The organism is Archangium sp. (assembly GCF_036277355.1).
Taxonomy (GTDB): Bacteria; Myxococcota; Myxococcia; order Myxococcales; family Myxococcaceae; genus Archangium.
This window is the reverse complement of record NZ_DASUNC010000196.1, coordinates 1-22229: the sequence shown is the minus strand read 5'-3', so window position 1 is coordinate 22229 and position 22229 is coordinate 1. Positions and strand designations below refer to the sequence as shown.

At 69.9% G+C, this 22229-nt stretch carries 14 protein-coding genes and 1 pseudogene; 5 read left to right on the top strand and 10 right to left on the bottom strand.

Annotation, left to right across the window (positions count from 1 at the left end; translation table 11 throughout):
• Positions 1-64: 64 nt before the first annotated feature.
• Complete coding sequence (locus VFZ09_RS48235) at positions 65-1414, top strand: hypothetical protein (RefSeq protein WP_329734618.1); 1350 nt, start codon at positions 65-67, stop codon at positions 1412-1414.
• Positions 1415-1435: 21 nt separating this feature from the next.
• On the opposite strand, the gene VFZ09_RS48230 is transcribed toward VFZ09_RS48235, so the two are convergent.
• The 7 genes from VFZ09_RS48230 to VFZ09_RS48200 all read right to left on the bottom strand — a co-directional run bounded on the left by VFZ09_RS48230 (position 1436) and on the right by VFZ09_RS48200 (position 10606).
• Positions 1436-1930: a hypothetical protein gene (locus VFZ09_RS48230; protein WP_329734617.1), complete on the bottom strand. Its 495-nt coding sequence runs from the start codon at positions 1928-1930 to the stop codon at positions 1436-1438.
• A gap of 170 nt (positions 1931-2100) precedes the next feature.
• Positions 2101-3657, bottom strand: a complete 1557-nt coding sequence (locus tag VFZ09_RS48225) for an alkaline phosphatase D family protein (RefSeq protein ID WP_329734616.1) — start codon at positions 3655-3657, stop codon at positions 2101-2103.
• A 66-nt stretch (positions 3658-3723) separates the two neighbouring features.
• Entirely contained in the window at positions 3724-4467 is a 744-nt protein-coding gene (locus VFZ09_RS48220) for a phosphatase PAP2 family protein (RefSeq protein WP_329734615.1), read from the bottom strand.
• A 143-nt stretch (positions 4468-4610) separates the two neighbouring features.
• The gene (locus VFZ09_RS48215; protein ID WP_329734614.1) at positions 4611-5876 is read right to left on the bottom strand and encodes a L,D-transpeptidase; all 1266 of its coding nucleotides are present in this window, start codon (positions 5874-5876) and stop codon (positions 4611-4613) included.
• Between the two features lie 97 nt (positions 5877-5973).
• Positions 5974-7203, bottom strand: coding sequence for a hypothetical protein (locus tag VFZ09_RS48210; RefSeq protein WP_329734613.1), 1230 nt, complete (start codon positions 7201-7203; stop codon positions 5974-5976).
• 75 nt (positions 7204-7278) lie between these two features.
• Positions 7279-8490, bottom strand: coding sequence for a tetratricopeptide repeat protein (locus VFZ09_RS48205; protein ID WP_329734612.1), 1212 nt, complete (start codon positions 8488-8490; stop codon positions 7279-7281).
• Between the two features lie 52 nt (positions 8491-8542).
• Entirely contained in the window at positions 8543-10606 is a 2064-nt protein-coding gene (locus tag VFZ09_RS48200; protein ID WP_329734611.1) for a hypothetical protein, read from the bottom strand.
• 271 nt (positions 10607-10877) lie between these two features.
• Between VFZ09_RS48200 and VFZ09_RS48195 the strand changes: the two genes are divergently transcribed.
• Positions 10878-12779 (top strand): serine/threonine protein kinase, encoded by a 1902-nt coding sequence (locus tag VFZ09_RS48195; RefSeq protein WP_329734610.1) that lies wholly within the window; start codon positions 10878-10880, stop codon positions 12777-12779.
• 40 nt (positions 12780-12819) lie between these two features.
• On the opposite strand, the pseudogene VFZ09_RS48190 reads toward VFZ09_RS48195, so the two are convergent.
• Positions 12820-13113: pseudogene (locus VFZ09_RS48190) on the bottom strand (N-acetylmuramoyl-L-alanine amidase); the annotation flags it as partial.
• 473 nt (positions 13114-13586) lie between these two features.
• Here VFZ09_RS48190 and VFZ09_RS48185 point away from each other — a divergent pair.
• Both VFZ09_RS48185 and VFZ09_RS48180 read left to right on the top strand, forming a co-directional pair.
• Positions 13587-18893 (top strand): trifunctional serine/threonine-protein kinase/ATP-binding protein/sensor histidine kinase, encoded by a 5307-nt coding sequence (locus tag VFZ09_RS48185; protein ID WP_329734608.1) that lies wholly within the window; start codon positions 13587-13589, stop codon positions 18891-18893.
• Positions 18894-18934: 41 nt separating this feature from the next.
• On the top strand, positions 18935-20113 hold the full coding sequence (locus tag VFZ09_RS48180; protein WP_329734607.1) for a cyclase family protein: 1179 nt from the start codon (positions 18935-18937) through the stop codon (positions 20111-20113).
• A 14-nt stretch (positions 20114-20127) separates the two neighbouring features.
• Here VFZ09_RS48180 and VFZ09_RS48175 read toward each other — a convergent pair whose 3' ends face one another.
• Positions 20128-20343, bottom strand: coding sequence for a hypothetical protein (locus VFZ09_RS48175; RefSeq protein WP_329734606.1), 216 nt, complete (start codon positions 20341-20343; stop codon positions 20128-20130).
• Between the two features lie 174 nt (positions 20344-20517).
• The gene (locus VFZ09_RS48170; protein WP_329734605.1) at positions 20518-21675 is read right to left on the bottom strand and encodes a tetratricopeptide repeat protein; all 1158 of its coding nucleotides are present in this window, start codon (positions 21673-21675) and stop codon (positions 20518-20520) included.
• Between the two features lie 227 nt (positions 21676-21902).
• Here VFZ09_RS48170 and VFZ09_RS48165 point away from each other — a divergent pair, with 227 nt between their 5' ends.
• Entirely contained in the window at positions 21903-22106 is a 204-nt protein-coding gene (locus VFZ09_RS48165) for a hypothetical protein (RefSeq protein ID WP_329734604.1), read from the top strand.
• The last annotated feature ends 123 nt before the right edge of the window (positions 22107-22229 follow it).

Here is a 22229-nt window from a genome sequence, read left to right as displayed (position 1 = left end):
CCCGGCGGCTGGCCGGCCGGGATTCGGCCCACCGCGCGGCGGCGGGACGCTATGGTGCGGGCCGATGGCGGCTTCCCGTTCGCACCGGCTCTTCCTCGCGCTGCTCGCGTTGGCGCTCCTCGCGCCCCAGTGCGTCACCGAGTACCCCGGCCCGTGGCGCAACCACCTCGGCCCGGCCACCGTGATGGGCGCGGACGAGGAAGCGTACCTGATCCTCCTCAACAGCGTGCTGCTGGACGGGGACCTCGACCTGAAGAACAACCACGCGCAGGTGGTGATGGGCGCCCCGCAGGGCGGCAGGAAGAACGCCGGCCGCGTCATGGACCACCACTCCATCTGGTACATCGACGGCCAGCGCTACGTGTGGCGGGACCTGGTGGACCACTCGCGGTGGACGAGGGACGCGAACGGGCTGCCGCGGTATGCCTTCCACGCGCGGTTCGATCCCCGGCTCGCGCTCGGCCCCGAGTACAGCGCGCACCCGGTGGGGCTGGCCTTCCTGCTCGCTCCGGTGCTCTGGCCGCTGCGCCACACCCCGTATGTGGAGACGGGCGCCCTGCTGTGCGCGGGGCTCGCCACGGTGTGCGGGATGCTGCTGTTGGACCGGCTGCTGCGGCGCTACACGACGCACGAGAGCGCCCTCCGGCTCACCCTGGTGGCGGCCTTCCTGGCCACGCCGGTCTGGTACCACGGCCGGAGCTTCTTCACCGAGCCCTTCCTCGTGCCGCTGCTGCTGGGAGCGTATGTGCTCGGCTTTCGCGAGCGCGGCGGCTTCTGGGCGGGGCTGTGCGTGGCCGCGGGCATGCTGATGAAGCCGCAACTGGCCCTGCTGGTGCCGGTGCTGATGGTGCCCGCGCTGCTGCGGCGCGATTGGCTCCAGGGGGTGCTCGTGGCGGTGATGCCGGCGGTGGCCACCGGGCTGCTGCTGTGGCTGAACCAGCACATGTACGGCTCGCCCTGGCGAGGCCCCTACCCCTTCATGGTGGGCAATCTCTGGGAGGGGCTCGAGGGCCTGCTGGTGTCACGGCCGAAGGGCCTGGTGTGGTTCGCGCCGGCCGTGCTGGTGGGGCTGCTGGGGTGGCCGAGGCTCGTGCGCGAGCGGCCCCTCGAGGGAGGCATGTTGCTGGCCGGCATCCTCCCCTCCTTCCTCCTGGTGGCCCTCTGGAACGACTGGGGAGGCGGCTGGTGCTATGGCCCGCGCCTCATCGTGCCCCTGCTGCCGCTGATGGCCATCGGCCTGGTGAAGGCCCTGGAGCTGGAACTGTTCCAGCGCTTCATCCCGAGGTGGCTGCTCGCCAACGCCCTGCTCTTCGGCGTGGCGGTGAACGCCTTCGCGGCGTTCCGCTACTGGCAGAGCTGGCACCGCTTCCCGCCACACATGCTCGCGGAGCTGATGGGCGCGTTGAAGCCCTGAGGGAGGGTTGAGGGTCTTCCATCAGCGCGATACGGAGCGCCCCCGGCGGCGTCCAGCGCACAGCCAGTCGAGGATGGCGGCCTTGTCGCCCGTGGCCAGCTCGTACCGGGTACCGGAGCTGATGACGCCCTGGTGCGCGGCGAGCGCCTCCACGGCGAGCTGCGCATGGGTGAGCTGAACACCGGCCCCGCCACCCCCGAGCACGAGCGGTGCGCCCATCTTGAGGTCCAGCACCACCACCCATCGCCGCTCGGGACGAGGCTCGGACATGTCCACGACCACGAAGTCGCCCGCGAAGCGGCGCTGGTCGCAGCGGAAGGCCCACACGTTGCGCTTGCGGCGCAGCAGCTCCCTCACGAAGGGCTTCTCATCGCTCTTGAGGGCATAGCGCTCGGAGAGCAGGGAGGCCGCGGAGAGGGAATAACCCTCCTCCTTCGCGAGCAGGAGCGCCCAGGGGTTGGCGTGCCCGAGCAGGGGCAGCGAGACGGGCAGGACGATGGGAGGCTCGCGAGGCATGAGGAATCACGACCTGGACCAAGGGAAGATTTCCGCATGACCCTCGCGCAGCGCCGTGGCCTTCAACAAGGCCTTCAAGCGCTGGCATGGCGTGGGGCCGGGGGCGTGGCGGCGGGCGCGAGACGTGGAGCACGGCGAGCAGGCCGCGCTCCCCACCCCGAGCCCGTGAATCAAAGCGCCGCGAGCTTCAGCTCGTTGGGCTCATTCAAGGCCTTGCCCTTGCGGCCGTAGTTGCGCACCACGAGCGCGTTGCGGGCCATGTCGTAGGTGACCTGGGTGAAGTTGTCGTCCTGTTCGAAGCCGCGGGTGCGGTAGTGCATGGTGACGGAGCCGTCGACGTCGAAACCATCCTCCTCGGCCTTCGAGTCGTGCACGAAGCCGAGCGGATCCCCATCGGCGAACGGGAAGGGCCAGTAGAAGGCCGAGGAGACGATGGAGAAGGCCTTGAGCGGCAGCTTCCCGCCGCGCTTCTTCTCGAAGGAGATCTCCGAGACGTTGGAGCAGTGGATGTCACCGGAGAGGAAGACGACGTTCTGGACCCCCTTCTCGATGAGGGTGCGCAGCACGCGCCGCCGCGTCTCCGGGAACGCGGGCCAGGAGTCACTCGCCCCACCATTCCCGCCGCGCGAGCCGACGCCGTTGGGCACGAAGACGCCGGGCGAGACGACGAACTTGGGCACGTTGCCGCGCCGCGCCTGCATCTCCACGAGCCAGTCGCAGAACTGGTCCAGCTGTCCCTTGAAGCCGGGGGCACTCGCCTTGGCGGGGAAGCCCAGCAGGTGGTTGCCGCGCAGGGAGTCATCGGCGTCGTCGCGGATGCGCTGCGTGCGCCCGTCGAGCACGAAGAAGGGCACCTGGGCGTAGTCGAAGCTGTAGTGGATGCGCTTGTCGAAGTTCCGCGGCCCGTGCACCCACTGGTAGCTCATGTACGCGCGGATGGCGTTGTGGAAGAGATCCCGCTTGAGGGCATCCTTGAGGCGTGACTGCACCCAGTTGTCCTCGATCTCGTGGTCATCGAGGATCATGTACGTCGGCACCGAGCGCATGAGCTGGCGGATGTAGGGCGTGGTGAAGGCCTCGACGTAGCGCTCCTGGAACTCGCGCCAGGTGTCCGCGCGGCCCAGGGGGAGGCTCCGGTTGAGCTTGTCGGCGTAGATCTGGTCTCCCAACATCAGCACGAAGCGGGGCGGGAGCGCGTCCTCGCTCCGGGCCATCTCCACGTGCCGGTACATGGCCTGGAAGATCTCATCCGAGCGCTTGGACTGGCCCATGAGGCCCGGGTAGCGGCAGGAGCCCATGAGGAAGGAGAAGCCGCCGCTCGCCGCGCTGGGATAGGTGGTGAAGGAGGCCTCGGACACCTCCGGATCCAACCGCAGGAAGTCCTCCTTCCACACGCGGAGATCCTTGGGGAGCCGCTCGAAGACCTCCTCGTCCTCGACGATCAGCTCCGAGTCGAGGCTGTCCACCGTCACCGAGCCCACGCGGGCGGTGTAGCGCGTGTCGGGCTTCAAGCCCTCGAAGTCCACCGTGCCGGTGCGGTCGTACTCGCGATGGAGGCGGAAGTAGCGCACCTCCTTGGGCTCGGAGCGGCCCCACTCGTAGAGCGCGGCCACGCCCACGGTGCGCAGGTCCGGAACATCGGCGGCGCGAATCCAGAGACGGACGCGGGTGTCCGTGGTGTGTCCGACGATGGGGCCCACGGACGGTGGGCGAAGCATCTGAGGCATGGTCTCCCTCTGGGCTGTGCGGCACGGCCAGTCTAGGTGAGAGCCGCGTGGACACCTACCTGCGCTTCACGAGCCTGCTCGGCGTGAGCCCGGGAAGCAATCCCGGCTGCTGAGCCGTGCCTGCTCCCGGGCCCCGGGCCTGGCATAGAAGAGGGCCCACACGGCCAGGGCCAGCAACAGCCCCGCCACCCCGTCCACCACGTAGTGCTGCTTGGTGGTGAGGGTGCTGCCCCAGATGAGCGCCGCCCACGCGATGAGCAGCGGGGCGCGGCGATCCCCCTCCCCCGCCACGGCGAACGCCGAGATGAAGGCGGCCGCCACGTGGAGGCTCGGCAGACAACTGGCGGGGCTGTCCAGCTCGCGGAAACGGGCCATGGTCCAGTGCACGAAGGGCGAGGCCTGCTCCGGCACGGGGAACAGCGCGCGCGGGTAGGCCGTGGGCCACATCCAGTGCACCAGCGTGGACACGCCCACCACCGTGAAGAAGGCGTAGATGAAGCGGGCGGTGCTCCCCGGCTTGCGGCACAGCGAGAAGGCGGTGAACACCAGCGCGTAGGCGCTCAGGTAGAGCCAGAGCGTCAGGGGCAGGAAGGGAGTGACGCGGTCCAGCCACGTCATCGGCAGCTGCACCGGCGGGGCGAGGTGGATGCGGTTGGGCAACCCGTAGAGCAGCGCGTGCAGGAGCGTGGCCATGACGGCCAGCACGACCTTGTTCCGCCGCTCGAGCCACGAGGAGACGTCCGACACCGAGACATGCCAGCCCTGGGTGAAGGCGGGAGGACCGGGGAAGATGGACCTGAGCGGGGTCATGATGCCCTCCAGGACTGCAAGCGCCCTGCCTTCCGGCCGTCAGGGGGTGGAGGTGCGCGAGGACGCATCCCTTGCGCACTGGCGGGGCTCGGACGGCAAGAGTTGCGTCCTGCATGCCCATCCCTGGCGGGCCTGATGTCAACCTAACGAAGGGGCGAGACCTGTGCAGGACCGTCCCGGGGCCCGACTGGCTTGCCGCCCTCCAGAATGGCCCGGGTGACGGGACGCCGCTCGACGAGCACCCACAGGCCCGTGCGCCCGGCGGGCTCGGGCGAGTAGGCGTGGAAGCCCCTGGGCAGCGGGGGCGGTGCCCACTCGAACAGCCACGCCGCGTCCTTCACGGACAGGTTCACGCAGCCGTGGGTGACGGCGTTGCCGAAAGCGTCGTGCCAGAAGGCGCCGTGGAGCGCCTGGCCCCGGTGGAAGAAGAGCGAGTGGGGCACCTCCTCGACGACGTAGGGGTCGCTCTCGGGGCCGTGCATGGTGTCGTGCACCACCTTGTGCCAGACGCGGAAGAGCCCCTCTTGCGTCGGGGTGGCGGCCTTGCCGGTGGAGACGAGCGTGGCCATCACCGGCGTGTCGCCCTCGTACGCGGTGAGGACCTGCTCCGACACCTCGACGTGGACCCAGCGCTCGTCCGGCTTCACCTGCGGCGGGCGCTCGCGAGGGAGGACCAGCCGCACGTCCTGGCGCGGCAGGGCGCCTCCCGCGACGAGCACCCTCCCCGCCTTGTCGATGCCCTGGAAGGTGAAGCGATCGTGCTTCTGGGGGGCGAAGGGCACGCCGCCGTCCGGGACGCCCGCGTCACCGGCGGGCACCGGTTTGGGGCCCCGGAGAATGAAGGCCAGAGGCAGGGTGGGCAGGTGCTCTCCCGCGAAGGTGCTCGGATGGGCGAGCCGCACGTCGGAAGTGGACACGTAGCCACCGCCGGGCCGTCCGAGCCAGCCCGCGTCCTGGAGCTCCGGCTCGTCGTGGAAGGCCACCACGTGCGAGGCCTGCGCCTGCTCCAGCACCGGGGCGTCGGCGCGGGGATCCTCGCGCACCACCGCCCCACCCTTCTTCACCGTTCCATAGACGTAGGGCAGCGCCACACCGGGAGGCGGCGTGGCGCGCGAGGGGGGATTGAGCTTCAGGTTCGCCAGGCGGATGGCCCCATCCCCGCCGAGCAGGGCCCAGCCCTCCGGAGCGTCACAGGCGGGCACACAGCCGGTGATCCACAGCTCATCATCGCGCGCCACCAGCCCCACCACGGGCGAGTCCGGGGAGGGCTCCCGACGCACATACGCGGACTTCACCAGCACCCAGGCGCGGAAGGGCGCCGTCGGACCCGCCTCGTCCTCGTCACAGGCGCCCAGTGCGCCCGCCAGCAGGGCGGCAATCAGGGGGAACGCCTTCGTTGCACGAACCATCCTCACACCCTCGTTCCAGCACACACCGGGACGAGAAGCATGCGGCGTACCAGCGCGCTGTCATGAGGCGCTCCCGGGCGAAGTAAGGTACGGGCCCCTATTGGCCATAGTTGACCGTCATCGGATCATCGAGCGCGAGCGTCACCGGCTGGACCTGTGCCCGCCCTGGCTCGGTGTAGCGCACGCCGGGGGTGGGGGCATTGCCGGGGCCTCCCGGGTTGTAGAAGGCGCCGTAGGGCCCGGTGGCGGGAATCTCGACCGCGGTGAGGGTCCGCATCGCCACCTCGTCACCGTCGAGGACGATGTCGATGTAGTTGTCCCAGTCCTCGACGTAGCAGTCGTCGTAGTTCACCGCGTCGGAGGCCACCAGGCCCAGGTCGGCGAGGCCGACGACGCGGAGCTTGCCGCCAGCGACGGTGTAATCGACGCCGGCGCGATCAACCACGAGCGTCGTGCCGTCGGGCTGACGCAGGTGCAGGCGGAAGAAGCGCTCGAACTCGTTGGGGCGCAGGCCGCGGACGCCGTCTGGAGAGAAACCACCCGAGGTGTAGGTCCGCAGCCGGTATCTGGCGGCGTTGCCATAGAGGGCGACGCCATCGTTGGGGAAGGGACCCGCGAGCGGAGGCGGGCCGCCCTCGCCCAGTGTCGAGTAGCGGGTGAGCTTGGCGGCGACGAGCGAAGGCCCGGCGACATAGGGGTTGCTGCTCTCCTTGCCGAGGCCGACCGCGCTGACGGGACCGTTGGGGCCCACGAGCATCAGCGGCTTGTCATCGGCGACGACCTCGACCCGCACCGGATAGAGGGCGCCCTCTTCGCCGGGGCGCAGGCGGTTGCCGAACTCGCCGAAGACGACGGCGACCTGCCGCTCGTTGTACTCGTAGTTGGGCGAGAGGGTGGCGTAGGCGGGGGTGACCGTGGTGCCGTCGTTGAGGTGGATCGCGAAATCGGTGGGCGCCAGCGTCGAGGGCAGGAAGGGCCAACTGAAGACGATGGGCATCGCGTCGGCGTGCTCGACCGGAAGTCCCATGTTGGGCTCGACCGATGAGGTGAGCACCCGCCGGGAAGGGGACTCGCCGTGGGTGCAGGTCACGCTGTTCCACGTGCCGCCAGCGGCGCGCACCTCGGCTTCGCCACCTTTGACGCCGATGATGCCTTCAAAGCCGTAGCCGGCCGAGAGGATCTCCGGCCGCGGCGAGAAGAGATCGGCGTTGATCAGCGTGTCTCGCTGGATGACGCGGTTGGCCACGTGACTGCAGCCAATGGCGCCTGACAGGGCGAGGGAACCCAGCGCGAGGCTGAGCATACGGGCTGGCGAGGGATGGAGCATGGCGTGACCTCGATTGGAGCAGCGGTTGAGGTCCTGGACGATAGCGCCTGCTCGTTCGCGGCTGGAGATCAACCCTCACTCCTCCGGGGTGATCACCGCCGTCCGTCCGGGCTCGGGAGGCTTGGGCGGCTCCGGGAGGCGCGTCTCGATGGGCCGGCGCTCCTCGAGCTCCGCGGCCCGGCCACTCGCCGTGAGCGCCTGGTTCACCGCGGCGAACTGCGAGTCCGTGGCCAGCCGCTCGAGCAGCAGCTCCCGCCCGAAGCGCGGCGAGGCCGTGACGAGCAGCTCCACCACCTCCTGGGCGGGCCGCCCCAGCCGCAACATCAGCTGGGCCTGGCGCAGCAGCGGATCCGCGAACCAGCGATTGGCCTCGGCGGCCCTCCGGTAGGCCTCGAGCGCCTCGGGCAACTGCCCCCGCGCCTCCAGCAACAGGCCCGCGTAGTAGTGGGACATGGGGAGGTTCTCATCCCCGGCCTGCGCGTAGACCCGCAGGGCCTCGTCCTCCCGCCCGAGCGCGAACAGCGCGCTCGCCTTCCCCGCGAGGAACGGCTTGCGCTTCGGATCCGTCTCCAGGTGGCTCCCCAGCAGCTCCTCGTAGGAGCGCAGCGCCTCCTCGTAGCGGCCCTCGTCGAGCTGCAGCGCCGCCAGGTCCTCGAGCGCGAAGTACGCCCGCAGCCGGTCCTCCCGCGTCTCCCGCTTCGCCACCACCTCGCCCAGCGCCGCGAGCTTCGTGTCCGCCGCCTGCCGCTCCGCGAGCGACTGCTCCCGCGCCTTCTTCCAGTCCCCCTCCTTCATGAGCGTGGCCAGATCCTCGGGCGTGGGGACGTGGACATGAAGCATCAACGTCTGCTTCACCTGCGCCTCGCCCTCCTGGACGAGCACGCCCACCTGGTGGAGGCCCGGCGTCTTCGGAGCCACCCACACCGCCGCCGGTCCGTTCTCCTGCTCCAGCCGTCCCCGCGCCGCCACCCAGGTGTAGCGCCGTGCACTGGCCTCGCCCGAGCCGCCTTCCACCTCGCAGCCCAGCTCCACCCGCCCGCCCACGGGCACGTCGTGCGGCGACGCGGTGAGGCGGACGATGCGCAGCGGAGCCCCCACCGGCCGTGAGGCCAGCGCCGGCGCCGCCCCGGCACGAGGCGCGGAAGCCCCGGCCACGGCCTGCTCGGGCACGGGCGGCTCCCCTGCCCCGCGCCACACGGCGAGACCTCCGCCCAGCACCGCGGCGAGCCCCAGGCCCATCACCACCCACCGGGCCCGCCCCGGACGCTGACTGTCTGCCGACGTCATCCTCGCTCCTTCCCGGAGGCCCGGGCGGAAGGGGCCCGGGCTCCGGTCCGGCTCACTGCTCCGCCCTCAGCCAGGTGAGCATCCGGTTGGCGAGCGCGGAGGTGAGAATCTCATGCTTCTCGTTGTAGTCGTTGGAGGCCCAGTCCTTCCACTGCGTGGGAGCGAGCGAGCTGTAGTTGACCGGGCAGCTCGAGCTGGCCGCCTCCGGGTTGAGCGCGTTGCCCGTCACCGCCAGGGCCGAGTCGGCGTTGATGAAGGCCGGCTCGAACTGGAGGCGCAGCCGGAAGGTGCCGCACAGCGAGGCGCCCTGGTCCGTGTTCACGTCGGCCCCGGAGATGCTGCGCGAGCCCGCCACGCAATCGCGCTGGCCCGGCTCCCAGTCCCGGTCCTCCGAGCAGAACCACCCGGTATAGGTGAAGTCATACAGGCGCGAGTCGCTGCCCATCTTCGTGTAGCCGTTGGTGGGGTTGGCGTCGCCGAAGGCCAGCGCGTAGCGCGGAATGGACGACGTGGGCCAGCCGATGCTCCCGTAATACAGAGCGTGGTAGCTGCTGGTGCTGCCGCACGTGGAGTTCTCCGGCTCGTTGTCGCAGGAGCACGTGGTGGCCATGCTGTAGGACAGGTCATACGCGGGCGGCGAGGTGAGCTTGCGCCGGCCGGTATTCGTCTCGGGCTGGTGGCACAGCAGGAGCGTCTGGACGCCGCGGTAGGCACGGCCCAGGTTGGCGCCCAGCTGCGGCGAGTCGATGGAGTACCAGGCCTTCACCTTGCCCAGAATCCCGTTGGTGTTGTTGTGCAGGGTGTCGCGCAGCACGATGCCGCCCTGGCTGATGCCGGCCACCTGCACCTTGCTGCCCAGGGGCATGCGGCCGAGGATGTCATCCACCCACGCGGAGACCTCGCCCCGGAACCAGCCGAGCCGCTGGTTGCCGTCGCCGTGCTTGCCGATCATGACGTCGTAGCCCTCGGCGTTGAGCGTGCGCACCAGGTCGCCCATCAGCATCAGGTAGTTGGCGGTGGAGTCCGTGTTGAGCGGATCGAACCCGGTGATGATGAGCAGCGGCTTGTCGAGCGCACCGCTCTGCCAGTAGTCGAGCACGGCCCGGTACGAGGTGGTGCCGCCGTAGGTGACACTGAAGCCGCTCTGCCGCGTCTGCCGGGGCGTCACGTCCGAGCGCTTGATGAAGACGTAGGTGCCGCTGGTGACGGCGGTCTCGCCGCCCATGAGCGGATAGGTGGAGACGCTGTAGCCCGCGGTGTCACCGCCGAAGCGGGTGCCGCGCAGGGAGGGCGTCGAGGAGCAGCCCACGGCCGAGAAGGCCCACCCGTCATTCGCGCTGGAGCTGGTGCTGACGGCGGTGGTGGAGCCGTTGAAGGTGCCGCACGTGTAGTCGAGCGAGTACATCAGCTCGGGGCGCAACTGATTGAAGAGACCATCGCGGATGTTGACGTAGACGGCCGCGGCGCCCGGGCGGGTGAAGCGCCGGGCGGAGAAGCTCGCGAGCGAGGCCTGGTTGTAGCTCACCGGATGGGCGACGGTGTTCTGCCCCTCCTGGAAGCCCGCGGTGGCCGAGAGGCCATTGTCCGCGCCCGCGCCGTAGCCTCCGGTGACGGTGCCGTAGTGGAACTCGAAGGCACCGTCGCTGAAGAACTTCACCTTGAAGGTGTAGCCCCCGGCGGTGGACTGCCCGTAGTGGTAGAGATTGCGCCACTCCACCACGTAGGCCGAGCCCACCTGGCCCGCGTACACGTCTCCGCCGGCGCCCGGGTTCCAGTCGTCCCACATGGGGGAGATCGTCCCCGCGGGCGCGACGGCCGAGCCCGACCACGAGAACTGGGGATTGCTGATGCTGCTGGCGGTGGTGCTGCCGAGCACCAGGTAGCCGTTGCTCGACACCGTCACCTGCGTGAAGGTCTTCCCATAGAAGGGAAAGGCGAACGGCAGGTTCACCACTTCCGAGCAGTCGTCACACCCCGACACCGTCGCCAGCAGGGACGGGGCCGGGTTGGCGTCATACGCCACCGTCGACGGGTTGTAGTGCGCGCGGGCGCTTCCGGCGCCGAGTCCCACCACCAGCGCGGTGAGCGGCAGGCTCCATTCGAGTGTCCGATTCATCCAGGCTCCCCTCTGGCCGCCAGGAGGGCAGCCAGGCATCCTGGCCTTCAGGGTAGAGCCAAGAAAACCCGCGAGTCCAGTGAGTCTGTACGATTTGCCCTGGGCTGCCCGGAATGCGGGATCTCACCGGGGAAGCGCGGGGGGCCCCGGGATGTCCGCGCGCGAACAGCCGGACGCGCCGTCTGTCTTGCAGCAGCAGAAGCGATCGACGGCCCGCCTACCCGCTTGCCCCCGGGCGGACCACATTGAGCTGCCTCGGGGGGCAATCTCCATGATGCTCGGCAAGTACCAGCTGGTCAGCAAGCTCGCCACGGGGGGCATGGCCGAGGTGTACCTGGCCCGAGCCGATGGCCCCATGGGCTTCACCAAGGCGCTGGTGGTCAAACGCATCCTGCCGCACCTGGCGGAGGACCCGCAGTTCGTGGAGATGTTCATCGCCGAGGCCCGGCTGGCCGCGCAGCTGAACCATCCCAACATCGTCCAGATCTTCGACTTCGGAGAGGCGGACGGCACCTGGTTCCTGGCGATGGAGTACATCGACGGGTTGAACCTGCGCGTGCTGGCGAAGCGGGCCCGGGCCGTGGAGGTGCCCCTGCCGCCGGCCTGTTGTGCGCGGATCATCGCCAGCGCCTGCGAGGGATTGGCCTTCGCCCACGACAGCCGGGATCCGGAGCTGGGCGTGCCGCTGGGCCTCATCCACCGCGACATCAGCCCGGACAACATCCTGCTGTCCCATCAGGGCGCGGTGAAGGTGGTGGACTTCGGAATCGCCAAGGCGGCGGACCAGGGGCATCGGACACAGACGGGGGTCATCAAGGGAAAGCTGGCCTACATGCCTCCGGAGCAACTCCGGGGCGCCGCGCTGGATCGGCGGGTGGACGTGTACGCGCTCGGCATCGTGCTCTACGAGTTGCTCACGGGGCACAAGCCGTTCGACGCCACCACCGAAGCGAGCATGGTGCAAGCCATCCTCCACGAGCCCTTCATCCCCGCGGAGAAGCGGCAGCCGGATCTCCCGGTGGCGCTGAGGAACATCCTGGAGCGGGCACTGGCCAAGGATCGGGATCAACGCTACCCGGACTGCCATGTCTTCCAGGCGGACCTCGAGCGCTTCATGGTGTCGACCGGAGAGCCCGTTGGCACCTGGCACCTCGCGCAGCTGATGAAACGGGTGACGGCCTTGAGCGAGGCCGCGGTGACGGAGCCCATCTCCGGATACACGCCGGGCAGGAACACACCCGCCAAGGGCACACCTCCCAAGGGCATACCGTCCAAGACTCCCGCCAAAGGCACGCCGCCCAAGGGCACGCCGCCCAAGGGCATGCCTTCCAAGACTCCCGCCAAGGGCATTCCCAGCAGCCCACAGGAGCCCAGGCCGGAGCTGGTGACGAGCATGGAACGTCCCGCTCCCACCCTTCCCACGCGCAAGGAGACCGAGATCCCAGCCGAGGCTCCCGCGTCCGAGCCGCGCCTGGAGCCGGACGAGCGTTCCGCCAGACACAAGCTCGGAAAGCGCCTGGTGGCCGTGGCAGCGGGAGTCGCGGTGCTGCTCGTGCTGACATGCATGGCCCGGCGTGACGAGACACCCGGCCCCCAGCCGGTCGCGCTCCAGGAGCCGGCCGTGTCCACGCCTCGGGCAACGGCTCCACCACGGCAACAACCGCCAGCACCGGCTCCGCTCCCGAAGGCAGCGGAAGCGGAACCCGCCCCTGAAAAGCCCCAGGAGACAAAGACGGAGACGCCCGCGGGAGCCATCGCTTCCGCCGACCCCTCCGTGATTCCTCCCGCTCCGGAGACGAAGCGTCCGGAACCCACACAGGAGATCGCGCGTCCGGAACCCCCACCGCCCCCGCGGACTGGCCCCAGGAAGAACCCGTCCATCAAGGGACCGAAGAACCGGCCCATCGTCGTACCGGTCCTCGACCTGGAGCCCGCGCAAACCAGACAGAAGCCAGGCAGCCTGGAGTTCCGCATCCGGCCCTACGCCATCGTGTGGGTCGACGGGAAGCGCCTTGGACAGACACCGCTGCCGCCCTACGAGCTTCCCGCCGGGAAGCACATGGTGCAACTGGTCAACGAAGAGCAGGGAAAGCACATCACGCTGCAGGTCGAGATCCAGGCCGGCAAACCCTACATCCTCAAATACAACCTGGGCCTGATGGGCGAGGAGTGAGGCACGGCCCCGAAGCCGTGCCCCACCCCGCTTCAGTGCCTCACCGCACCTGGATGGCGTCGGCGACGACGACGTAGCCCGTCGTGGTCCAGCGGCTCAGCTGCACCTTGTTCCAGCCGGCCGGGAAGCTCCACGAGCCGAGCGTGTTCCACTGCCCGCCGTTGATCTGCTGGTTCACGCTCACCGTGGCCAGGTTGGTGCCGCTGGCGTTGGTGATGATGAAGGGCGCGGTCGTCGAGCGGTTGGTGCCCGCGGTCCACCGGGCGTCGATCGTCTTGGTGGCCGGCGCCGACAGGTAGAAGAAGAACACCGCCGGATCCGACACCGCCTGCGTGGTGGCGTAGCCGCGCCCGGATCAGCGGCCGCACCGTGTCCACCGGCCGCTCCAGCCGGCGGGCCGGGAAGGTGTAGAGGCCCGTCAGCGTCCGCAGCCCCTCGGGCCGGCGCATCACGTTGTAGGGCTCGTACACCAGCCCCTCCCGGGTGCGCACCAGCTCGCCCGTGCCCTCTCCGGTACCGAGCGCCTCCGTCCACTCCAGGGCTCCGGTGGAGGAGCGGAGAGATTCCGTCGCGGGCTCCCGCGGGGCCTCCGCCAGCGCGGCACCTCCCGCCAGCGAGACTCCCCACATCATCGTCATGAACGTCGACCGCACCTTCGAGCGCATGGACGGCTCCTTGGAGAAAATCACAGCACGTGCGGACACACCTTTGCCCCTGTGCGCTCGGGGATTTCGTGGGAGTTCCGTCCGCCCTATCCGTAAAACTCCTATATTCCTTCGCTCGGTGGCCGGGTCTATGGAGTCCAGGATGATGGAACTGCCGGGGTACGAGCTTCGAAGTCTGTTCCAGACGACGAACAACAACCTGTTGTTCCATGCGGTGCGTCAGGCGGACCGGCTGCCCGTCATCCTCAAGACGCCGCGCTCGGAGCAGCCCGGTCCCCGCGAGCGCGCCCGCTACCAGCGCGAGTACACCCTGCTGCAGCGGCTGCGCGGCACGGCCGGAGTCATCACCGCCCATGGCCTGGAGGTGCACGCGGATCGGCCCGTGCTGGTGCTGGAGGACGTGGGCGGCAAGGCGCTCTCGGAGCAGGTGGGCGCGCCCTTGGAGCCCTCCCGCTTCCTGGCCATCGCCGTGCCCCTGGCGGACATCCTCGCGGCGGTGCACCGGCGGGGCGTCATCCACAAGGACATCAAACCGGCCAACATCCTGCTCTCGGAGGGAGGGCGGGTGTGGCTCATCGACTTCGGGCTGGCCAGCCCGCGGCAGTTGGAGCACGTGGAGGCCGCGGCGGCCCCGCTCATCGAAGGCACGCTGCCCTACATGTCCCCGGAGCAGTCCGGGCGGATGAACCGGGCGGTGGACTACCGGACGGACTTCTATTCGCTGGGGGTGGTGTTCTACCAGCTGCTCACCGGACAGCAGCCCTTCCGGGGCCGGGACGCCCTGGAGTGGGTCCACGCGCACGTGGCCCAGGCGCCCGTGCCCCCGAGCCAGCGCGTGCCCTCGGTGCCGCCCCTGCTGTCGGCGGTGGTGCTCAAGCTGCTCGGCAAGGCCGCCGAGGATCGCTACCAGAGCGCCGAGGGGCTGAAGGCGGACCTGGAGCGGTACGGGGAGGGGCTGCGGCGGGGCGAGCCGGAGGAGTTCCCCCTGGGGCAGCGGGACTTCCCCGCGCGCTTCCAGGCCCCGCAGTGCCTCTACGGGCGCGACGCGGAACGGCAGACGCTGCTGGAGGCCTTCGAGCGGGTGGCCCGCACCGGGAAGACGGAGTGGGTGCTGGTGCGGGGCTACTCGGGCATCGGCAAGTCCTCCGTCGTGCACGAGTTGCACAAGCCGCTGCTGGGGCGCCGCGGCTTCTTCCTCCGGGGCAAGTTCAACCCGCTGCAGCGGGACGTGCCCTACGCCACGCTGGCCCAGGCCATGCGGGCGCTCGTGCAGCAGATGCTGGCCGGCAGCGACGAGGAGGTGGCCACCTGGCGCCAGCGTCTGCTGGAGGCCTTCGAGGGCCTGGGGCAGGTGCTGGTGGCGCTGGTGCCTCAACTGGAGCAGGTGGTGGGCAGGCAGGCCCCGGTGCCGGAGCTGCCACCGGCCGACGCGCAGAACCGCTTCCACCGCCTCTTCCTGCGCTTCCTCGCGGTGTTCGCCACCACCGGGCGGCCGCTGGTGCTCTTCCTGGATGATCTGCAGTGGGCGGACTTCGCCAGCCTCGCGCTGCTGAAGTACCTCGCCACCCACCCCGACACCCCTCCCCTGCTGTTGATCGGCGCCTACCGGGACAACGAGGTGAGCGCCTCGCACCCGCTGGCGCTGACGCTGGCGGAGACGCAGAAGGCGGCGGGGCGGCTGCTGGACATCCACCTGGGGCCGCTGGCTCCCGAGCAGACGCGGCGGCTGGTGGCGGATGCCCTGCCGGGCGCCACGGACGCGCTCGTGGAGCCGCTGTCCGCGCTGGTGCAGGAGAAGACGGGGGGCAACCCCTTCTTCCTCCTCCAGCTGCTCCAGACGCTCTACCAGGACGGAGGGGTGACGCGCGGGTCGGACGGCGCGTGGCGCTGGAACGAGCGGGCCGTCCGGGCGCGGGGCTACTCGGACAACGTGGTGGAGTTCATGGCCGGGCGGCTGCGGGAGCTCCCCCTCCCCACCCAGCAACTGCTGCGCCTGGCCGCGTGCGTGGGCGATGCCTTCGCCCTGGAGACGGTGGCCCTGCTCTCCCGCCAGGAGGCCCCCGAGGTGGAGCGCGGGCTCGAGCCGGCGCTGCAGGAGGGGCTGCTGGTGGAGACGGGCGCCCAGCAGTACCGCTTCCCGCATGATCGCATCCACCAGGCCGCCTATGCCCTCATCCCCGAGGAGGAGCGCAAGGCGGTCCACCTGGAGATCGGCCGGCGGCTGTGGAGCCGCCTCTCGCCCGGGGAGCTGCACGAGCGCCTCTTCGAGGTGGTGGGCCAGCTCAACGCGGGCGCGGAGTTGATCTCCAGCGTGGAGGAGCGCTCGCGGCTGGCGCGGCTCAACGCCGAGGCGGGCGCACGGGCCAAGGCCTCGGTGGCCTACCGCTCGGCCATTGGCTACTTCACCATGGCCTTCTCGCTGCTGCCCGGCGACCCCTGGCGGACGGCGCCCGCGATGGCCTTCTCGCTGCGCCTGGAGCAGGCCACGTGCGAGCTGGTGAGCAGGAACAGCGAAGGGGCCAGCGGGCTCGTGGAGGAGCTGCTCACCCGGGCCACCACGCGCCAGCAGATGGCGTCCGCCTACCAGCTCAAGAGCACCCTCCTCCTCACGCGCAACCAGGGGGCCGCCGCCGCCGCCTGCCTGCTGGAGTGTCTGGAGCGCTTCGGCGTGAGCATTCCGCCCAGGCCCACCTGGGAGCAGGTGATCGCCGCCCACCAGGAGACCGAGGCCCTGCTGGGCAAGCGCCCCGTCGAGAGCCTCCGCGAGCTGCCCCCCATGACGGATCCGGACATGAAGACCGTCATGGAGCTGCTGGCGGCGCTGACCTGGCCCGCCTTCTTCTCGGACGACAAGCTCCTGGCCCTGCACCTGTGCCATGCGGTGGCCCTGACGCTCCGCCACGGGTACACCGCCGCGGCCGCACCGGGCTACGCGTGGTACGGCACGGTGATCGCCAGCTACTTCAAGGACTATCACCGGGGCTATGCCTTCGGGCGGCTGGCCTGTGAGCTCGTCGAGAGCCCCGACGGCGCGGCCTGGCGGGGCAGGACGATCTTCACCCTGGCGCACGCGAGCCTCTGGGTGAAGCCCATCCCCGAGGCGATGAAGCTCTACCACCGGGCCTTCCAGCAGACGCTCCAGTCGGGCGACTACCAGGTGGCGTGTTACTGCTGCCTCTTCATCACGACGGTGCAGCTGCTCTCCGGCACGGACCTGGCCGAGGTGGCCCGGGAGATGGTCGTGCGCAAGGACTTCGCGCACAAGGTGGGCTACCCGCAGCCGGAGGACATGATGCGGGTCTCCCACGCCTTCGTGCAGCAGATGCGGGGGCTCACCGTGTCCTTCGACTCGCTGAGCATGGAGGGCTTCGACGAGAAGACGTTCGAGGCCCAGCTGGGCAGCCGCATGCCCACGCTGCGCTTCTGGTACGCCATCATCACGGCCCGCTCGTGCCTCATGCGGGGCGCCTACGAGGAGGCCCGCCAGGCCGCGCAAGTCGCCAGGGGCCTGAGCTGGTCCAACTTCGGGCGCATCCAGCAGCTCGAGTACCACCTCTACCGGGCCCTGGCCCTGGCGGCGAGCTACCGGGGAGGCCAGGCGGAGCGGCAACGGGAGGATCTGAAGGAGCTCCAGGGCCACCACCAACAGCTGGACGAGTGGGCGCGGCACTGCCCGGAGACGTTCCGCGCCCCCGAGCGGATGGTGGCGGCGGAGCTGGAGCGCCTCCAGGGACGGGTGGACACGGCCCCGGCGGTCTACGAGGAGGCCATTCGAGCCGCGCACGAGCAGGGCCTCGTCAACCACCTCGCGCTGGCCTGTGAGCTGGCCGCGCGCTTCTGGGAGGAGCGGGGGCTGGACGCCCTGGCCCGCTTCTACGCCCGCCGGGCCCGCGAGGCCTATGTCCAGTGGGGTGCCGACGGCAAGGCGCGGCACCTGGAGCGGCAGTGGTCGCTGCTGACGGGCGCGCCGGCCTCCAGCCACGAGGACTCCACCAGCTATGACTCGGACTCGGCCCAGCTGGACGCGCTCACCGTCGTCAAGGCGCAGCAGGCCATCTCCTCGGAGATGGATCTCGGGAGGCTGGTGGCCACGCTCATGCGGGTGGCCCTGGAGAATGCCGGCGCCCAGCGGGGTGCCCTGCTGCTGCTGCAAGGCGGGGCGCTGAAGGTGGAGGCCCTCGTGGACTCCGTTCGCGGAGCGCTGGAGCCCACCCCGCCGGAGGGGGCGCCCCCGGTGCTGCCGTGGACCCTGCTCTCCTACGTGCGGCGGACGAGCGAGCCCGTCCTCATCAACGACACCTCCGAGGCCCACCCCTTCGCGTCGGACATCTTCTTCGCCCACAGCCGGGCGCGCGCCGTGTTGTGCCTGCCCTTGATGCGCCAGGAGCGGGTCTGCGGACTGCTGTACCTGGAGAACGCGCTCACCACCGAGGCCTTCAAGTCCGGCCGCATCACCCTGCTGCGGCACCTGGCCTCCCAGGCGGCCATCTCCGTGGAGAACGCGAGGCTCTACACCGAGGTGCAGCAGGCCGAGGCGGCCCTGCGCCGGGCCAACGAGGAGCTGGAGCAGCGCGTGGAGGAGCGGACGCGCGAGCTGAAGCAGGCCCAGGCGCGCCTGGTGGAGACGGCGCGCTCGGTGGGAATGGCCGAGGTGGCCTCCAATGTGTTGCACGACGTGGGCAACACGCTCACCAGCATCGTGGTGGACACCGAGCAGATGCACCACACGGTGGAGGCCTCGCGCGTGGACCGGGTCGACAAGGTCTTCCAACTGCTGGCCGAGCACCGGCCCCACCTCTCGGACTTCCTCGAGCACGACGAGCGGGGCCAGCACCTCTTCACCTACCTGCCGAGCCTCGCGTCCGAGCTGAAGATGGAGCGCGAGTCCTTGCGGCAGGGCCTGAGGACGCTGGGGAAGAACGTGGAGCGCGTGCGCACCATCATCCAGCTGCAGCAGACGTACGCGACGTCCACGCTCCTGGTGGAGGAGTGCGAGCTGCCCGAGGTGCTGGAGGAGGCCCTGCGCCTGCAAGGCGGGGCCCTGCGCAAGACGGGCGTGCGGGTGGAGAAGGAGCTCGCGCCCATCCCCCGGGTGAAGGTGGACAGGCACCGGCTGCTGCAGATCCTCCTCAACCTGATCAGCAACGCCTGGCAGGCGATGGAGGCGGTGGATCCCGGGCGGCGCACCTTGTGGCTGGGCCTGCACACGGAGGGAGCGTGGATCCGGATCCAGGTGCGGGACACCGGCCAGGGCATCGCGCCCAACGTGGCCCGGCGCCTCTTCAACCATGGCTTCACCACGCGCAAGGGCGGCCACGGAATCGGGCTGCACTCCAGCGCGCTCGCGGCGCGATTGCTGGGGGGACAGTTGACGCTGGAGAGCGCGGGACCCGGACAGGGCGCCCTCGCCACGCTCGAGCTTCCCATGACGGCCCACATCGACGGTTGAAGCGCTTTCCCCTACCCTGGCCGGCGGAGGGTGGGAACAACATGAAATGGATGAACGTGATCGCGGTGACGCTCGCCGCGGGTGCCCTGAGTGCTTGTGATTCGTCGGCCATGCGCTCCCCGGAGGATCTCCAGTCCCAGCGCGAGCGGCAGCTCTTGAATGATCCGCTGCTGAGCGATCCCCTGCTGAGGGATCCGCGGCTGAATGACCCGCTGCTGCTGGATGAGTCGCTGCTGCATGCGCCGACACCGCCGTGGCCCGCCGGTGACGAGCGCGGAATGGGCAACACGCAAGGGGTGGCCACGCGCATGCGCTGCGCGGCGTACCTGATCAACCCGAAGTCGCGGGAGTACGAGCTGTCGCACGTGCGCTCGGAGACCATGCCGATGTCGCCGTTCGCCGTTCCGCTCGACTACGAGTACGAGCCGACGTTCGGCCCGCCGTACTCGCGGCACGCGGTCAACGGCGAGACGATCTGCGGGGAGCCCGCGGGCCAGGGCACGCAGATGGACGCGATCGGCCACTTCGGTGTGCTGCCCCAGCCGTGGGATCCCGCCACGGGCCCCATCCCCTCGCAGAACGCCGTCTACTACAACGGCTACACGCAGGCGCAGGTGAAGCCGGCTCCCGGCTCGCCCCTGCTCAAGCTGGGAATCGACAAGGCGCCGCCCATCGTCACCACGGCCGTGCTGCTGGATGCGCGGACGTACGTGGGCGGGGGCAACCGGCTCGCGGGAGGCCAGCTCATCACCGCGGCCCACATCCAGGGGATGCTCCAGGCCCAGGGGCTGGGCTGGCGCGGCATCCTCCCGGGCGACGTGCTCTACATCTACACCGGCTGGGAGGAGCTCTGGGAGGATCCGAGCGTGACGGGGACCTACTACTCCCAGGCGCCCGGGCTCTCCGTGGACGCGGTGAACTACATCGCGCAGAAGGCCATCGTCGCGGTGGGCCTCGACGCGCCCTTCGTGGATCCGGTCAACCCGGGCCAGTTGCAGGGCCAGGCGCCGCCTCCCGCGGGCACCCCGCCAGGGCTCCCCTTCTACGCCCACCACTACCTGCTGAGCCAGGCGGGCATCCACCTGCTGGAGAACGTGCGCCTGACGGCGATGGCCCAGGACAGGACCTGGCTCTCCTGCACGCTCGTGCTGCCGCTCAAGGAGCGCGGAGGCTCGGGCTCGGCGATCCGGCCCGTGGCGTACGGTCCGCCGCGCCCGTAGAGCGGGCGGGAAGGCTACTTCCTGGGAAGCTCGCAGACCGGCGGCTCGGCGGCGTTGGCGGAGGGAGCCAGCGCCTGCCGGGCCTTCACCACGAGGGCGAGCATGCGCTCGGCGACCGTCACGCCGCCTGAAGCGACCTCGACCGCCGCCCCGATGAGCGCCAGGGCCCCCGCCACCACCACGGCCCCCCGGGCCTTGCGCTTCCGCGTGGGAGTCTTCTTCTTCACCATCGCGTGCCCTCCCCCCTGAGCCCGGGAGTCACTGCGAAGGCGGTGCCAGCCCGCCGCGAGCGGCATGGCGGATGGTGGTCAGGACCGCCCGCCGGAGGGGCAGCCGGATGCCCACCCTGGGAAAACGTCTTCCCTCCTGGGGCACATCCGGGCCGTGCAAAAGGACCTTCCCACTCAGAGCGAAATGGTGCCCGTGTCACCCTCCCCCTCGAGCGGCACCACGAAACGCAGCACGTACTGGTGCAGCCGCTCGCGGGCCTCGGGCTCGAGGGAGAGCACCACGTGGGGCGCCCGCCGTGCGAGCACCTCGTAGAGGATGAGCTCCTTGCCGTAGCCATCCTCCACGATGCGCAGGAGGCGCTCCAGGGCCGGGTCCTTCGGCTTTCCCTCCTCCTGGAACCGCGCGTAGACGGCGCCGAGCAGGCCCAGGCACTCGTGCTCCTCGATGTGGGTGGGGTGGTGGTCGCGCTCGCCCGTCATCTCCACGCGATGGGACTCCTCGCCGAGCCACAGCGCCTTGCACAGCCCATGGACGAGCCAGGAGGACTCCGGGTCGACATGGACGGAGACCCCCTTGCCCTCGACGCGCGCGAGGGCCCGGGGCCGCAGCACTCGCGGCTGCAACCGGATGCCCAGCGTGTCCGCGTTCTGCTCGAGGGCGTGCATCACATACGGGTGCTCGGGGCGCAGCGTGAGCGCCCAGGCGTACATGTCACGCGCCTCGGCCATCCGGTCCAGATGCACGAGCGCGGTGCCCCGGAAGAAGTAGCTGCGATGGTCGTCGGGGTTGATGCGAGCGGCCCGCTCGTAGCGCGTGAGCGCCGTCTTCGGGTGCCCCGAGAAGAGCGCCGCGTCCCCGAGATTGAGGGCCGCCAGGTAGTTGCCCGGCTCCTTCTCGAGCGCCTGGGCATACAGCTTCTCCGCCTCCGCGTAGCGCTTCGCCCGGTAGTGCACCTCGGCCTGCTGGATGAACGCCATCGCCTCGGGATTGAACGTCGCCGGCCGCACGACCCGTGAGCCGTCCGCGGACTGCTCGACCACGGGTACGTCGAAAGGCTCGGGGCCATGGGGCCAGACGGCATCCACGAGCTGCTCGGGAGCAACGCCCTTCAGACTCTCGAGGTCCTCGATGAGGTACTGCACCGGCGAGGCCTCGATCCGCTTCATCAACTCCGGAGGCGTGAGGAAGTCGCGCGACCGGGTGTCCGGTACCGTGCGCCCGCTCCGCGCGACGGCCTCTCCCGAGCCCTCCCGGGAGAGGGGCCTGGGCGCGGTGGCGCAGGCGGACGTGAGCAACAGGACGGCAACCCAGCGCGAGCGGCGACGAGACATGGCTCCCCCTCTTCAGCGTTGACGGCGGAAGAGGGAGCCTAGCACCAGACGCCGCCCCCTCGGCGAGTGAGCAGGCGTTTGTCGGGCCCGTGGCATCCGCGACCGCATTCCCGGGTGTGCTCCCGTTCGCCGATTTCCAGTGACACCCTTCACAGCCGGCGCACGCGCGGCACGCCGGGGTTTCATGTCGAAAGGGGCCGGAGAGCTGCCCCGGAGTAACGACAACCATGAACTCGAACGAGAAGAGCGCTGTGATGAGCAACACGGACCTGAAGAACCTCGAGCGCATCACCGCGTTCCACAACGCGGTCGGCCGCTTCGACGTGGCGCTGGGCCGGTTGACCAACGCCGTGCCTGAGTCCGTGGCATGGAATTCATCTAGGGCGGCTCCCCCGTTTCGCCATCGCATCAATCACTACAGTTGCGAGTGATTTACCTGCTCTGAGAGGTGCGCTTGCGGTAGTGACAGAGCTTGGCAATGGCTTGGTGACGGCGTCGCCAGAAGCTCCAGTGGAGCGTGAAAGTGCCTGGGGGTTGCCACGATTGAAGCAGAC

Excerpts from the sequence above, each read along its gene's own strand:
- VFZ09_RS48235 (WP_329734618.1), top strand. The coding sequence starts at position 65 with ATGGCGGCTTCCCGTTCGCACCGGCTCTTCCTCGCGCTGCTCGCGTTG.
- VFZ09_RS48230 (WP_329734617.1), bottom strand. The coding sequence starts at position 1,930 with ATGCCTCGCGAGCCTCCCATCGTCCTGCCCGTCTCGCTGCCCCTGCTC.
- VFZ09_RS48225 (WP_329734616.1), bottom strand. The coding sequence starts at position 3,657 with ATGCCTCAGATGCTTCGCCCACCGTCCGTGGGCCCCATCGTCGGACAC.
- VFZ09_RS48220 (WP_329734615.1), bottom strand. The coding sequence starts at position 4,467 with ATGACCCCGCTCAGGTCCATCTTCCCCGGTCCTCCCGCCTTCACCCAG.
- VFZ09_RS48215 (WP_329734614.1), bottom strand. The coding sequence starts at position 5,876 with ATGGTTCGTGCAACGAAGGCGTTCCCCCTGATTGCCGCCCTGCTGGCG.
- VFZ09_RS48210 (WP_329734613.1), bottom strand. The coding sequence starts at position 7,203 with ATGCTCCATCCCTCGCCAGCCCGTATGCTCAGCCTCGCGCTGGGTTCC.
- VFZ09_RS48205 (WP_329734612.1), bottom strand. The coding sequence starts at position 8,490 with ATGACGTCGGCAGACAGTCAGCGTCCGGGGCGGGCCCGGTGGGTGGTG.
- VFZ09_RS48200 (WP_329734611.1), bottom strand. The coding sequence starts at position 10,606 with ATGAATCGGACACTCGAATGGAGCCTGCCGCTCACCGCGCTGGTGGTG.
- VFZ09_RS48195 (WP_329734610.1), top strand. The coding sequence starts at position 10,878 with ATGATGCTCGGCAAGTACCAGCTGGTCAGCAAGCTCGCCACGGGGGGC.
- VFZ09_RS48185 (WP_329734608.1), top strand. The coding sequence starts at position 13,587 with ATGATGGAACTGCCGGGGTACGAGCTTCGAAGTCTGTTCCAGACGACG.
- VFZ09_RS48180 (WP_329734607.1), top strand. The coding sequence starts at position 18,935 with ATGAAATGGATGAACGTGATCGCGGTGACGCTCGCCGCGGGTGCCCTG.
- VFZ09_RS48175 (WP_329734606.1), bottom strand. The coding sequence starts at position 20,343 with ATGGTGAAGAAGAAGACTCCCACGCGGAAGCGCAAGGCCCGGGGGGCC.
- VFZ09_RS48170 (WP_329734605.1), bottom strand. The coding sequence starts at position 21,675 with ATGTCTCGTCGCCGCTCGCGCTGGGTTGCCGTCCTGTTGCTCACGTCC.
- VFZ09_RS48165 (WP_329734604.1), top strand. The coding sequence starts at position 21,903 with ATGAACTCGAACGAGAAGAGCGCTGTGATGAGCAACACGGACCTGAAG.